Origin of the sequence: Actinoplanes sp. NPDC026619 (genome assembly GCF_040638295.1) — a bacterium.
GTDB lineage: Bacteria > Actinomycetota > Actinomycetes > Mycobacteriales > Micromonosporaceae > Actinoplanes.
Genome location: NZ_JBEZYA010000020.1, coordinates 71,066 through 84,623 on the forward strand (window position 1 = coordinate 71,066; position 13,558 = coordinate 84,623).

General features: G+C 70.7%; 13 protein-coding genes. 3 read left to right on the forward strand and 10 right to left on the reverse strand.

Annotated elements, in window-relative coordinates:
• Positions 1-14: 14 nt before the first annotated feature.
• The 5 genes from AB0E90_RS35170 to AB0E90_RS35190 all read right to left on the reverse strand — a co-directional run bounded on the left by AB0E90_RS35170 (position 15) and on the right by AB0E90_RS35190 (position 5,364).
• On the reverse strand, positions 15-1,151 hold the full coding sequence (locus AB0E90_RS35170) for an endonuclease (RefSeq protein WP_360415604.1): 1,137 nt from the start codon (positions 1,149-1,151) through the stop codon (positions 15-17).
• A 240-nt stretch (positions 1,152-1,391) separates the two neighbouring features.
• Positions 1,392-1,619, reverse strand: a complete 228-nt coding sequence (locus tag AB0E90_RS35175; RefSeq protein WP_360415606.1) for a hypothetical protein — start codon at positions 1,617-1,619, stop codon at positions 1,392-1,394.
• Positions 1,616-2,896: a DUF222 domain-containing protein gene (locus AB0E90_RS35180; RefSeq protein ID WP_360415608.1), complete on the reverse strand. Its 1,281-nt coding sequence runs from the start codon at positions 2,894-2,896 to the stop codon at positions 1,616-1,618. Before AB0E90_RS35180 ends, AB0E90_RS35175 begins: the two co-directional genes overlap by 4 nt.
• A 202-nt stretch (positions 2,897-3,098) precedes the next feature.
• Entirely contained in the window at positions 3,099-4,283 is a 1,185-nt protein-coding gene (locus AB0E90_RS35185) for an acyl-CoA desaturase (RefSeq protein ID WP_360415610.1), read from the reverse strand.
• 4 nt (positions 4,284-4,287) lie between these two features.
• Positions 4,288-5,364: a ferredoxin reductase gene (locus tag AB0E90_RS35190; protein ID WP_360415612.1), complete on the reverse strand. Its 1,077-nt coding sequence runs from the start codon at positions 5,362-5,364 to the stop codon at positions 4,288-4,290.
• Positions 5,365-5,453: 89 nt separating this feature from the next.
• On the opposite strand from AB0E90_RS35190, the gene AB0E90_RS35195 reads away from it, so the two are divergent.
• Positions 5,454-6,623: a helix-turn-helix domain-containing protein gene (locus AB0E90_RS35195; protein ID WP_360415614.1), complete on the forward strand. Its 1,170-nt coding sequence runs from the start codon at positions 5,454-5,456 to the stop codon at positions 6,621-6,623.
• Between the two features lies 1 nt (position 6,624).
• Here AB0E90_RS35195 and AB0E90_RS35200 read toward each other — a convergent pair whose 3' ends face one another.
• Positions 6,625-7,296 carry a GTP pyrophosphokinase family protein gene (locus AB0E90_RS35200; protein WP_360415616.1) on the reverse strand — a complete coding sequence of 224 codons (672 nt, stop codon included), beginning with the start codon at positions 7,294-7,296 and terminating at the stop codon, positions 6,625-6,627.
• A gap of 146 nt (positions 7,297-7,442) precedes the next feature.
• On the opposite strand from AB0E90_RS35200, the gene AB0E90_RS35205 reads away from it, so the two are divergent.
• Positions 7,443-8,396: a PHB depolymerase family esterase gene (locus tag AB0E90_RS35205; protein ID WP_360415618.1), complete on the forward strand. Its 954-nt coding sequence runs from the start codon at positions 7,443-7,445 to the stop codon at positions 8,394-8,396.
• On the opposite strand, the gene AB0E90_RS35210 is transcribed toward AB0E90_RS35205, so the two are convergent.
• Genes AB0E90_RS35210 through AB0E90_RS35225 form a run of 4 tightly spaced genes read right to left on the reverse strand, consistent with a single transcriptional unit; the run spans position 8,365 to position 11,313 of the window.
• Positions 8,365-9,012: an adenylate kinase gene (locus tag AB0E90_RS35210; protein WP_360415620.1), complete on the reverse strand. Its 648-nt coding sequence runs from the start codon at positions 9,010-9,012 to the stop codon at positions 8,365-8,367. The two genes, AB0E90_RS35205 and AB0E90_RS35210, sit on opposite strands and share 32 nt — an antisense overlap.
• 42 nt (positions 9,013-9,054) lie before the next feature.
• Positions 9,055-9,654 carry a VOC family protein gene (locus AB0E90_RS35215; RefSeq protein ID WP_360415622.1) on the reverse strand — a complete coding sequence of 200 codons (600 nt, stop codon included), beginning with the start codon at positions 9,652-9,654 and terminating at the stop codon, positions 9,055-9,057.
• Positions 9,639-10,622 (reverse strand): TIM barrel protein, encoded by a 984-nt coding sequence (locus AB0E90_RS35220; protein WP_360415624.1) that lies wholly within the window; start codon positions 10,620-10,622, stop codon positions 9,639-9,641. The genes AB0E90_RS35215 and AB0E90_RS35220 overlap by 16 nt, the downstream gene beginning before the upstream one ends.
• Before the next feature lie 13 nt (positions 10,623-10,635).
• Complete coding sequence (locus tag AB0E90_RS35225) at positions 10,636-11,313, reverse strand: amidohydrolase family protein (RefSeq protein ID WP_360415626.1); 678 nt, start codon at positions 11,311-11,313, stop codon at positions 10,636-10,638.
• Between the two features lie 162 nt (positions 11,314-11,475).
• On the opposite strand from AB0E90_RS35225, the gene AB0E90_RS35230 reads away from it, so the two are divergent.
• Positions 11,476-13,542 carry an ATP-binding protein gene (locus tag AB0E90_RS35230; protein ID WP_360415628.1) on the forward strand — a complete coding sequence of 689 codons (2,067 nt, stop codon included), beginning with the start codon at positions 11,476-11,478 and terminating at the stop codon, positions 13,540-13,542.
• Positions 13,543-13,558: the final 16 nt, after the last annotated feature.

The window sequence follows — 13,558 nt, forward strand, 5'->3', positions numbered from 1 at the left end:
GGCCACCGCCCTGCCTAGCCGAAGATCGACGAAACCCACTCGGGGTGGTCGATGAACGGGTTGCGGTTGTGCTGATAGGTCGAGTAGATGACCTGGTTGCGGTTCTTCTCGAAGGAGTCCGGCGGGTCCTGCGCGCTCCAGGTCCGCAGCTTGGAGAGCTTGCCGATGTACGGGTTGCTGCCGTTGGAGACGGAGTCGTTGACCTCGAGGTCGGCGAACCCGTCGTCGCCCGAGTACCGCACCGCCATGTAGAAGATCATGCGGGCCACGTCGCCCTTGACGGCGTCGCGGGGCTCCCACGAGTCCGAGTCGGTGTAGTTGCCGGGAGCGCCGGTGGCCGCGCTGCCGCCGCTGTCGAAGTCCTTGTTGTCCCGCAGCGAGTTGACCGCGACGTCCTCCGGGCGCAGGTGGTGCAGGTCGGTGCCGGGGCCGGCGGTGGTGCCGAAGTCGCCGTGCGACTTGGCGTAGACGTGCTCCCGGTTCCAGTCGCCGGAGTCACCGCCGTTGAGCGTCTTGGACCGGCTGATACCCGAGTAGAGCAGGATCACGTTCGACGAGTTCGACGGGTCCTGGTCGGTGACCTTGAGAGCGTTCCAGACCCCGTCGTACGACAGCTTGGTCACGCCGCTCGAGATGATCGTGTGCAGCGCGGTCTTCAGGCTGGCGCCGGACTTGCCGAGCGCGTTCGCGTAGTACGTGTCGGTGCTGCTCGAGCTGGTCGGCGACACGGTCGGCGAGGTCGTCGTCCCGCCCGTCGGCGAGGTGGTCGGGCTGGTGCCACCGGACGTCATCGCGGTCGGCGATTTGAGACCCGCATGCGAGAAGTACGCGGTCAGCGTCCCGGTCACGGTGATCTTCGTGCGCAGCAGGCTCGGGTTGCTGAGCAGCCCGAACGCCGACCGGTACGAGCTGGTGATCTGCACGTACAGCATCGAGCCGGTGCTGGTCTGGGTACTGCTGTCGGCCATCGCCAGCGCGGTGTCCCCGGTGAAGCTGCTGGTGCGCACCGTGTCGGTGGCGGTCGGCTCGCCGACGACGTAGCCGGTCACCGTCCCGGTGCCGCTCTGGCTGGCGATCGCCTGCGCGACCGTCAGGGTGGTCGCCGCAGTCGCGGGGGGCGTTCGAATGAAGGTGACCACAAGGGCCAGCACAGCGAGCAGGGCGGGCGTGGCTATTGCCGCCCTGCGTCGATGGCGGGTCTGCCCGGACATAGCGCTCCGATCGCCAGCATATAGATGACGGTCATCATAGGGAGCGGAGACCGAAGCCCGGCCATATCAGGTTTGTCATACCCGGTCGAGGGTAAGGGCCCGGATTTTGTTGTCACCCCGAGGCAGCCGTCACCCCGAGGCAGCCGTCACCCCGAGGCAGCCGTCACCCCGAGGCAGCGGTCATGGGTTCGCTCCGAGCGCGCGGGCGTCGGGCGTCACCAGCCGCGCCGCCTCGGGGTTGCTGCCGGCGGCGGCGTTGTTACTCGCGGCGTCGTTGCTGGCGGCGTTGTTATTGGCGGCGTTGTTATTGGCGGCGTGTTGTTGGCGGCGTTGTTGCTGGCCGCCTGCGGAGCGAGACGCACGGATCGTTGCCGGCGCTGTGCTGCGCGGGCGGTGTGGGTCGATCATTGGCGTGGGTGGTAGAGGTTGCGGCGGGGATGTTGGAGGGGGTCGATGGCCGGTGGTGGGAGGAACTCGGGTAGGCCGTCGGAGTTCAGGCGGATCTGCCAGCCGGCGGTCGGATGGTGGATGAGTCGGTGATGACGGCGGCAGAGAAGGACCAGATTGTCCAGGGTGGTGGGGCCGCCGGCTGTCCAGGCGATGATGTGATGGGCGTCGGTCCAGCGTGGTGGGCGGTCGCAGTCGGGGAAAGCACAACCGCCGTCGCGCACGTGCAACGCTCGTCGTAGCGGCCCGGTGGCCAGGCGGCGGGACCGGCCGGCGTCGAGGATCTGCCCGGCGCCACCCAGAACCAGCGGCAGGATCCGGGCATCGCAGGCCAGCCGCCGCACGGTCGTGGCCGGCAGTCGCTGACCGGTGTCGGTGGCCGCCGCGCCGAGGGCGTGGGTCAGCGGGTGGTAGGCGACGGTGACGGACAGCTGGACCGGTTCGCCGCCATCCTCGGGCAGCTCGCCGGTGCGTAGCGCCAGTCGGCAGACTTCCAGCAGGGCGTCGGCGCGGCGTTGCGCCGGACTGCGGTCGTCGTCGGTGGCCGGGCCGCACAGCGGGTGCAGGGCCGCCTGCACGGTGGCGGCGTCCTCGATGTCGAGCAGGCCCGACAGTCGCACGGTGCCGTCGGCCGGTAGTGACAGGGTGAAACCGCGGCGCTGGTGGGCGCGGGCCTGCTGCCGGTTGAGGGCGGCTTCCTCGGCCCGGTCGGCCACCTCCGGAGCGACGTGGGCGAGGATCCGGGCCCCGGCCTGGCGCAGGTGGTGGGCCGGCAGCCGGGCGGCCATGCCGATCAGGACTGTTTCGGCTTGCTCGGCGAGTTGTGTGGGGTCGGCCGAGGACAGCTCGGTGAACTCGCTCAAATCAGCCGGGATGGCCTCGACCGCGGTGACGATCACTTCGGCCTGCCGCAGATCGAGTCGGCCGTCCAGGACCGCCTGCTCCACGGCCGGGCGGCGGCCGAGCGCTGAGGCGTGGCCGGCGATCTCGCGGGCCGGTGACGGATCGATCAGCAGCAGGTCACTCAGCCACCGGGCCGTGCTGCGGTAGCCCTGTGCTGCGGGCAGGCCTCGGGCGCCGGCCTGCTGGACCAACCGTGCTCGTAGGGCCGCTGCGGCCTGTTGCGCCCGGTCTGCCGCCCGAAGCGTCTCGAGCAGGTCATGGTCGGACAGCGGCCAGAGCGGGGCCGCGGCGAGTTTCGCCGTGGCCTCTCCGATCTGCTGCAGGTCCGCCAACATGGGACCCATATTCGAACACCTGTACGACATTTGTGGGACCGCGGGCGCCAGGAGGAGATCCACATTCGCCATCTGAAACCCAGCCGACCGACGCCAAGATCACCGGGTCTGAGCAGTCGGTCGGGGCAGGCATCAGGCAGGCTGGCAGGCATGCAGGCAGGCAGGCTGGCTGGCCGGCAGTCGGTCGGGGCATTCTGCGTGGTCAGTCGGTGGGAGTGGCCGCGGAGGCCGGGGTGCGGCGCCAGCGGGTGGCGGGGGCGGGGGCCTTCTTTTCCACCGGGCGGCGGATGGCGGCCTCGCCTCGGTTGGGCAGGGCCAGGCGGAAGACCTTGAACCAGGCCGACGCGACCTGCTTCGGCAGTGGGCCGGAGGTGTAGGGCAGGCCGTACCGCTGGAAAAGGTCTTGGATCTTGGGGGCGATCTGGCGGTAGCGGTTGCTCGGCATGTCCGGGAACAGGTGGTGCTCGATCTGGTGGGACAGGTTGCCGGTCATGATGTGCATGGCCTTGCTGCCGCTGATGTTGGCCGAGCCGAGCATCTGGCGCAGGTACCACTCGCCGCGGGTCTCGCCCTCGATGGAGGTCTTCTCGAACGTCTCGACGCCGTTCGGGAAGTGGCCGCACATGATGACCGAGTGGCTCCACAGGTTGCGGACGATGTTGGCGGTGAAGTTGGCCGCGATCGTGTGCAGGAAGAACGGGCCGGACAGCGCCGGGAACACGATGTAGTCCTTGAGGACCTGCTTGCCGATCTTCTTGCGGACGCCCTTGAGCGCGGCGCGGAACTTCGGGTCGCGGCGGCGTTCCTTGGTCTGCAGGTTGCGGCCCAGCTCGAGGTCGTAAGCGGCGATGCCGTACTCGAAGAACAGCGCGTTGACCATGTTGTAGAACGGCTGGCCCAGGTGCATCGGGTGCCACTTCTGGTCCTCGTCGACCCGCATGATGCCGTAGCCGAGGTCGTTGTCCTTGCCGATCACGTTGGTGTAGGTGTGGTGCAGCTCGTTGTGCGAGTGCTTCCACTGGTCGGCGGGAGTGACGTGGTCCCACTCCCACTTGGACGAGTGGATCTTCGGGTCGCGCATCCAGTCCCACTGGCCGTGCAGGATGTTGTGGCCGACCTCCATGTTCTCCAGGATCTTGGCGACTGACAGGCCGGCCGTGCCGATCAGCCAGGCCGGCGGGAACAGCGAGAACAACAGCACCCCGCGACTGCCCAGCTCCAACCCGCGCTGCCAGGCGATCACCCGCCGGATGTACGCGGCGTCCTTGTCGCCCCGGCTCGCCATGACCTCGTCGCGGATGGCGTCGAGCTCGATGCCGATCTGCTCGATGTCCTCGGGCGTGAGGTGGGCGATCGGGCTGGTCTTCTTGCGCTGGACAGTCGTCATGTGGTCAGCCTTCGATTGTGCAGGGGCCGGCGGCGGCCGAGATGCAGGTCTGGACGAGGATGCGGTCGCCGGGTTCGGCGATGGTGAGCTGACCGTCGCGCAGGTCGCGCACGGCGCCCTCCCGCAGCGGCAGCACGCAGCTGAAACAGATGCCCATCCGGCAGCCGGAGGGCATCAGCACCCCGGCGGCCTCGCCGGAGTCGAGCAGTGGCTCCGAGCCGTCGGTCTCGACGGTGGCGCCGGACTCGGTGAACGTGACGGTGCCGCCCCCGCCGCCGCTGATCAGCGTCGGGCGGAAGCGTTCGGTGCGCAGCAGGTGGGCGGCGTCGCCGTCGGACCAGTGGGTTTCCAGGTCGTCGAGCATCTCGTTCGGGCCGCAGGCCCAGGCCTGCCGTTCGAACAGGTCGGGGACGAGCTCGGCGATCTCCGCCGGTTTGAGCCGGCCGGAAACGGACGACCGGGTGTGCCGCTCGATCAGCCGGATCCGGCCGTCGGCGGCGAGGGCGCGCAGCTCCGGTCCGAAGACGGCGTCCTCGCGGGTGCGGGCCGAGTGCACCACGACGACGTCGGCCAGTTCGTGCAGCGCGCTGCGGAGCATGCCCATGACCGGGGTGATGCCGCTGCCCGCGGTGATGAACAGGACCTTCGCCGGCCTCGGGTCATGCAGCAGGAACTCGCCGGTGGGCGGGTCGAGGTGCAGGATCATCCCGCGCTTGGCGTGGCGCACCAGCTCGGTGCTGACCGCGCCGCCGGCGACCGCGTTGACCGTGATGGTGATCCGGCCGTCGGCCCGATCGGGCGAGCTGGTGATCGAGTAGGAGCGCCACAGCCGTACGCCGTTGACGTCCACCCCGACCCGGACGTACTGCCCGGGCTCGTGCCGCACCCAGCCCCGGCCCGGCCGCAGCACCAGGGTGGCGCTGTTCGCGGTCTCCGGGCGCACCGCCTCGACCTTGGCGCGCAGCACCTGCGCGTTGCGCAGCGGAGCGATCACGTCGAGGTAGTCGGCGGGCACCACCGGTGTCGTGATCAGTTCGACCACACGCCAGGCGCCGGTGCGCAGATTGCGGATAACGGCCACGTAACAAGCTTCCTGCGCATGCGGGGTAGATGCCTGACCGTACGAAGTGAATCGGGTCGTGTCTTTTGTTCGTCTGGTACAAGAGAGGAGTGGCAAACTCTTTTCCGGACGTGAAAGCCTTCCGGTTGTCGCCGGAAGTGGTCGCGCCACTACAGGAGCGCCTGCCGCACGTCGCCACCCAGACGATCGACGCCATCATGGCCGAGGTGCCGGCCTATGCGGAGGCGTTCGCGGGTGACCTGGGCGAGAAGATCGAGCGCGCGGTCCGCACCGCCCTGGGCGCGTTCCTCGGGCTGGTGTCCCGCCCGCACGGTCCCGACCCGCAGTCCCCGCTGGCCCCGGCGCTCGCGGCGGCGTACGCGCTCGGGCGCGGTGAGGCCCGCAGCGGCCGCAGCCTCGACGCGTTGCTCGGGGCGTACCGGGTGGGCGCCCGTGTCTCGTGGCACGAGCTGGCCGCGATCAGCGTCGCCACCGGGCAGCCGGCCGCGATCATCGCGCACTTCGCCGAGCTGGTCTTCGCCTACATCGACGAGCTCTCCGCGGCCAGCGTCGCCGGGCATGCCGACTCGCTGGCCTCCTCCGGCCGTGACCGGGACCGTCACCTGGAGCAACTCGCCCAGGCCCTGCTGGCCGGCGAGACCGAGCACACGATCGTCGCGGCCGCTCAGCGTGCCGACTGGCCGCTGCCGGCGACGCTGACCGCGGTCCTGGTGCCCGAGCACGCCGCGCACTCGCTGGTCGACCTGCTCGGCCGCCGCACGCTGCGGCTGAGCGAGGCCGACCCGGACTTCTCGGTGCTGCTGGTGCCGGACGCCGGCGGCGGGAAGCGGGCGGCGATGCTCGGCCTGCTGCGCGGCCAGACCGCGGTGGCCGGGCCGGCGCGCCCCTGGCTGCGGGTCAAGGAGTCGTACGACCGGGCCGTGCGCACCCGCGGGATCCCCGGCCTGCCCGCCGGCAAGGTCGCCGACACCGAGGACCACCTGGCCACGCTGGTGCTGAGCGCCGACCCGCAGGCGCTGGCCGACCTGCGCACCAAGGTGCTGGCGCCGCTGTCGGCCACCCGCGACATGTCGGCGGCCAAGCTGGAGGAGACGCTCCGCAGCTGGCTGCGGCACCAGGGCCGGCGTGAGGACGTGGCCGCCGAGCTCTTCGTCCACCCGCAGACCGTCCGCTACCGGATGACCAGACTGCGCGAGCTGTACGGCGACCGCCTGCGCGACCCGGAATGGATCACGTCCTTGATGATCGCCCTGTGCTAGCTCACCGGTGGCGCGGGCCGTGGATCTGGGCGTGCAGGCGCTCCATGCGCTCGTCGAGGCGGGCGGACTCGTGGGCGGCGGCGGTCAGCTCGTCGCGCAGCGCGGCCGGCACGTCCTCCTCGTACTTGTAATGGATCTTGTGCTCGAGGCTGGCCCAGAAATCCATCGCCACGGTGCGCATCTGCACCTCGACCGGGACCGTGACCACCCGGTCGGAGAGGAAGACCGGGATCTCGACGATCAGGTGCAGGCTGCGGTAGCCGTTGGCCTTGGGCTCGGCGATGTAGTCCTTGGTCTGCAGCAGCGTGACGTCCTGCTGGCCGGTCAGCATGTCGGCGACCGTGTAGACGTCCGACACGAAACTGCACACGATGCGCACCCCGGCGATGTCCCGGATGCGGGCGCGCACCAGATCCAGCGCCATCGGGCAGTTGATCCGCTTCGCCTTGGCGGTGAGACTCTCCACGGTCTTGAGCCGGGTGTTGACGTGCTCGATCGGGTTGCCGCGGCCGCGGTGGGCCAGCTCCTCGGCCAGGATCGTGATCTTGGTGCCGATTTCGGCCAGCCCGAACTTGTAGACCAGCATGAAGTGGCTCAGCTCGTCGGCCGGCCACCGAAACGGCTGGGCCTCGGCGGCGGGCACCCGCGCCAGCGAGGACCGGTCGGTGGTCACTTGTTGTCTCCCGGCGTGCTCCTGCGTGATTCGATGCGCGACATCACCGTATGCGGTCCACGCACGTGTTCCGTTCGATTATCAGGCATGGGGGTACCTGGACCACGCGCGCATATGGTGAGCGCCACGGCCGGCAGGGGATGATCATGAGGTCGAACCGGGTCATCGGGGCTATTTTCCGCCCCCGGGCGGCCGGCGGCTGGGTGCCGGGGAGCGTCGACGGCCCGGCCGGCACGCGGTCCTACCTGGTCTATGTTCCGGCCGGACTCGCTTCGCGGTCCCGGGTGCCGCTGGTGGTCCTGCTGCACGGCTGCAAGCAGACGGCCACCGAGTTCGCCGCCGCCACCGGCTTCAACGCGCTCGCCGATCTTCACCGGTTCGTGGTGGTCTACCCGCAGCAGAGCACCTGGAGCCATCAGCAGGGCTGCTGGCGGTGGTACGAGTCGGGTCATCAGCGGCGCGGCGCCGGTGAGCCGGCGATCCTCGCCCAGATCACCGCGGCGGTGGCCGGTGAGACGGCTCGCTGGCGGATCGACCCCCGCAAGGTCTATGTCGCCGGCCTGTCCGCCGGCGGTGGCATGGCGCTGATTCTGGCCGCGACCTACCCGGACGTGTACGCCGCGGCCGGCGTTCACTCCGCACCGGCCTACCGGTCGGCGGCGAACGGCCTCGGCGCGGCGGCCGCGATGGCCGGACGGGCCGTGCCGCCGCCACGCCGGCCGGCCGACGGCGGCCGCGCGATGGCGCCGGTCATCGTGTTCCAGGGCGCCGCGGACACGACCGTGCGGCCGGCCAGCGGCCGGCGGATCACCGAGCAGTGGCTGGCGTACGCGGGGGAGACCCGGCCCGGCGAGGAGGTGCGGCGTACCGCCGGCGGGCGGTCCTGCGTCGTCACCCGCTGGCCGCAGCTTGAGCATTGGCTGGTGGACGGCCTCGCGCACGCCTGGTCGGGCGGGGCCGCCGGTGGCTCGTTCAGCGATCCGGACGGCCCGTCGGCGAGCGCCGCGATGTGGGACTTCTTCGCCGGCCGAAGAGCGGGCCGGAGAGCGGGCGGGAAGGCGGGCCGCCTCAGGATCCGAAGGCGGCGCCCAGGCCGGTGAGGTCGATCGGCCGCCGGACACCCTCGGGGATGTGGGCGACCAGCGGGCGCAGCACCTCCAGCGCGGTGAGCACCTCGCGGCCGACCTGCTCGACCGGGCGCATGGCGTCGACCGACACCAGGATGCCGCGCTCCGCGTACCAGTCGATGATCGGCGCGGTCACCTGGTGGTAGAGCGCGAGCCGGCGGCCGATGATCTCCTCGGTGTCGTCCGAGCGGTGCTCGAGCGCGGCCCGGGCGAGCAGGCGGCGCAGCACCACGTCGTCGTCCGCCTTGAGGTGCAGGGCGACATCGGCGGTCATCTCGAGCTTGCGGGCGATCTCGTACAGGGCACGGGCCTGCGCCATGTTGCGGGGCACGCCGTCGAGCACCCAGCCGCTGCCCGCCTTCTTGGCGGCGAGGAACTCCTGCTCGACCATGGCCAGCACGACCTCGTCGGGCGCCAGCCCGCCGTCGTCGAGGTGCTGCTTGACGGCCCGGCCGAGCTCGGAGCCACGCGCGACGTGGTCACGCAGCAGGTCGCCGGTCGCGACGTGCGGGATGCCGAAGTGGGTGGCGATCAGCGCACCCTGGGTGCCCTTGCCGGCGCCCGGCGGGGCGATGAGCAGTATCCGCACGGAAGTTCCCCTCGCCCCGATCTAGGCCCCGGCGAGCTTATCTCAACCGGTGGCGGATAGCCGCAGGTGGCGGTGGGCGGCCATGCGTACCGGAGCATTCAGCTCGCCGAAGCCGTCGTGCCCGCCGCGGCGCTGCAGGATCTCGAAGAAGACGCGGCCGCCGTAGACCGGCGTGTACATGTGCAGCAGCTCGCCGCCGCTCGGGTCGCGGTCGTAGAGGATGCCGTGCCGGCGTAACCGCGCCACCTCGTCGCCGAGCAGCACGAAGCGGGCCACCAGGTCGTCGTAGTAGTTGTCCGACACCTGCACGGTGGCGCCGCCGAGCCGGTCGATGGCCTGGGCGGTGGCGAAGATGTCGTCGGTGGCGAAGGCGACGTGCTGCGGGTCGGCCACGGCCGGCGCCCAGCCGCCGCGGCGCACCAGGGCCACGGTCAGCGCGAGCCGGATGCCGCGGTCGGGCGTGGCGAACGCCCGCGACCGCATGAGACCGAACGGCGCGGCGAACTCCCCGCTGCTGGAGTGGGTGAGCCCGAGCACGGAGTGGTAGAAGAGGCCGGCCTCGTCGAAGTTGTCGAACGGCTGGGCGAGGCCGAGATGGTCGGTGCGCACCAGGCCGGCGCCGTCGGTCAGGTCGGGACCCACAGCTGCACCGGCTTGGAGCGGTGCTGGCCGGTGTGTGCGAAGCCGAGCCCGCGCAGCGCCTCCTGCAGGTCGGGGCCGGAGCGGCCGTCCACCGCGAACTCGGTGAAGGCGTGCATCGCCAGGACCGGAGCGGCGGGCAGGTGGCGCATCCCGAGGCCGTCCTCGAGGGCGATCAGCGAGCGCATCGCGTCGACTGCGGTCCGAACCGGATCGGCCTGCCGGAAGACGTCGTTGAACACCTCCAGCGACAGCGGGCCGCGGTAGCCGGCGTCGAGCACCCGGCGTACGAAGCCGGTCAGGTCGAAGGAGCCCTGGCCCGGGAACAGCCGGTGGTGCCGGCTCCACTGCAGCACGTCCATGCTCAGCCGGGGCGCGTCGGCCAGTTGCAGGAAGAAGATCTTGCCGTCGGTGATGCCGCTGATGCCATCCGGGCTGACCTCGCGCGACAGCACGTGGAAGGAATCCAGGCACAGGCCGAGCGCCGGATGATCGGCCTGCTGGACGATGCGCCACGAGTGGTCCCAGGTGGACACGTTCTGCCCCCAGGCCAGCGCCTCGTACGCGATGCGCATCCCGCGGGCCTGGGCCCGATCGGCCAGCAGGGCGAGCTGCTCGGCGGCGAGATCGTCGTCGTCGATCGTGGCCGGCGAGACCGACGAGCAGACCAGCACGAGGTCGGTGCCGAGCTCGGCCATCACGTCGAACTTGTGCTCGGCCCGGGCCAGGTTGGCCGCCAGTTGCTCCGGCTTCACCCCTTCGAAGTCCCGGAACGGCTGGTAGAGATCGATCGTGAGACCGAGGTCGGCGCACCGGGCCCGGATCTCGGCCGGCGAGAAGGGCGACACCAGCAGGTCGTTCTCGAACAGCTCGATGCCGTCGAACCCGGCTGCGGCGGCCGCGGCGATCTTCTCGTCCAGCGCGCCCGAGACGCACACGGTCGCCATCGCCCGGCGCAGATCTTGGCTCATCGCCGTACCTCTCCTAGGTGTCGGTGGTGCCGAAGCCGAACAATGCCCGGGGTGTCTCCCAGAGAACCTTGCGCCGGTTGACCGGGTCCGGGACCAGCCGCTCGACGAGACGCAGCAGGGGTCCGTAGTCGACCCGCTGCCCGGCGCGCAGGAACGGCCAATCGGAACCCCACACGCAGGCGTCCGGCCCGAAGGTGTCCAGCAGCGCGTGCACGTACGGCCAGGTGTCGCGATGCGGGTACGGCTCGTGCGAGAACTTCAGGAGGCCGGAGAGCTTGACGTACGCCCGTCCGGTGCCGGCCAGGGCCAGGACGGCGCGGAAGCCGGGCTGGCCGAAGCCGGCGCGCGGGTCGGGGCGGCCGCAGTGGTCGACGAGGATCCGCGCCTGCGCCGGCCGGACCGCGGCGGTGAGCGGCACGAGCTGGTCGTGCTGACCCTGGATGTCGACGAACATGCCGAGGCCGGCCAGGTCGGCGAGCAGTTTCCCGGTTTGCCGGTAGTGATCGGTGCCGAGGGCGGTCGCGTTGAAGGTGATGCCCTGGACGCCGGCCTTCCGCAGGCGCTCGAGATCGTCGCGGGTGATGTCGTTGGGCACGACTGCCATTCCGGCGAACCGCCCGCGGCTCGTGGCGATCGCGTCGAGCAGGCAGGCGCTGTCGGTCCCGTACCCGGAGCTCGCCCGGCAGACCATCGAGGAGATTGAGGTCCTGGGTGCGTTCCGGGCCAGCCCGGCGGCTCGCGGCCGAGGTGGCCGGTCGCTTCCGGGTGGAATATCAGGACATCCGCACCGGGCAGCGCGAGACGATCACGGCGTAGCCCCTCAGGTTCGGTTGCCGCATGCCGATTAACAGGTATGCGGGTACCGCGCGGCGTCCGGGAAGCGTGGCGCCTGGCCATGGTGCCGCTGGTGGTCTGGCTGCTGCTGGTGATCGTGGGCACCGGCGTTCTTCTCTGGCAGCAGAACAACAGCCGCCAGGCGGTGGCGGAGCGCTTCGACAACGGCGTTCAGCTGCTCGGCGACTTCATGACGACGGTGGTGGCCGACCAACTCGTTCGCGAGCGCATCCAGGCCCAGGCCTGGCTCATCGAGCCGACCGTCACGGCGCGGGACTTCGACCTCGTCGTCGCCGGCTTCGGCTATCCGTCCGCCGTGCTTCTCGACTCCGACGGCCGGGTGATCCAGAACTATCCCGCCGACTCGAAGCTGATCGGCCAGGATCTGGCCGGGCGCTACGAGCACCTGCGCACCGCTCTGCAGGGCCGGATGGCGGTGTCGTCCGTCGTCCCCAACGCCGCGCAGGGGATTTCGGTCGTCGCGTTCGCGGTGCCGTTCGAGACGACGTCGGGCCGCCGGGTGTTCTCGGGCGCCATCTCGATCAAGGCGAGTCCGCTGTCGGCATACCTGTCCACCGCGCTGTCGCTCAGCAAAGCCGAGGTGCGGCTGGCCGACACCGGCGGTCACGTTCTCGCCGCGACCGACACCTTCGACAGCGCCGAACCCACCCTCGCCAGCGAGGACGCGCCGCTGAACACCGCCCTGGGCCGAGCCTCGGACGGCCGCTACCGGGCCGGTGGGGCCTGGTGGCGCTATTCGTCGGTGGCCATCCCCGGCACGCCGTGGCGGATGTCCGCGGCCGTGCGCGAGAGCGAGCTGTACGCCTCGCTGGTCGACAACGAGATCGCCGGCCGGGCCGCGCTGGGCGGCGCCGCGCTGGTCGGACTGGCCGTGGTGGTGGCCATCGGGCGGGTCCGGGTCAGCCGCCGTGGCCTGCTGGTCAGCGAGCGCCGGTTCCGCAAGGTGTTCGACGGTTCCCGGATCGGCATGGTGCTCGCCGACCTGCAGGGCCGCTGCGTGTGGGTCAACCCGGCGGCCTGCCAGATCCTCGGCCGCGGCGAGGACGAGGTGCTGGGCCACCTGCTGGCCGACTTCGGTCATCCGGACGACGCCGGGCTGTCGACCGGCCCGATGCGCGATTGCCTGGCCGGTGACATCGACGGGTTCGATCTCGACAAGCGGTACGTGCGCCCGGAGGGTGACGTCGTCGAGGCGTCGGTCACGACCGCGGTGCTGCGTGACGAGCAGGACCGCCCGCAGTACTTCGCCACCCAGATCATCAACACCACCGAGCGCCGGGCCCTGGAGCGGGAACGCGAGCGCATCCAGACGGAGCTCACCGAGCGGGCGGCGGAACTGCAGGACGCCAACACCAATCTGGCCGACGTGATGGCGATGCTCAGTCACGACGTACGGCAGCCGCTTGCCAAGATTGTGGGTTTGGGGGGTTTGCTGCAGGAGGAGTGGGGCGAGATTCCCGCGCACACCCGGATCAACTACATCCAGCGGATGACCGCCGCCGGGCATCGGGCCAACGACCTGGTGACCGACATCCTGACGCTGGCGCAGCTGGACGCGGGCGCGATCCTCGCCCGTCCGGTGCGCATCGACATCTCGCAGGCGGCGCGGGAGGCGGTCGCTGCCCATCACATCAGCGCCGGCACGCCGATCTCGGTGATCGTCCCGGACGAGACCGCCGGGCTCGCCGATCCGGCCCAGCTCCAGCTGGTCCTGGGCAACCTGCTCACGAACGCGACCAAGTACGGCACGCCGCCGATCGAGGTGACCGTGGTGAACGCGGAGGAGCAGGTGGCGATCCGGGTCGCCGACCGCGGCGAGGGGGTGCCGCCGGAGTTCGTGCCCCGGCTGTTCGACCGGTTCGCCCGCGCCGAGTCCGGCGTCGCGACCACCACGGCGGGCACCGGCCTCGGGCTCTATCTCGTGCGGCAGCTCGCGCAGGCCGGTGGCCTCGACGTCTCGTACGAGCCGAACCAGCCGCACGGCGCCGTCTTCACGGTCTCGATTCCCCGGGCCGCGCACGTCCCCCGCGTCTCCACGCCGGAGAAGGAAAACGTGTTTCCGTAAGTTGCCTTCGTAACAC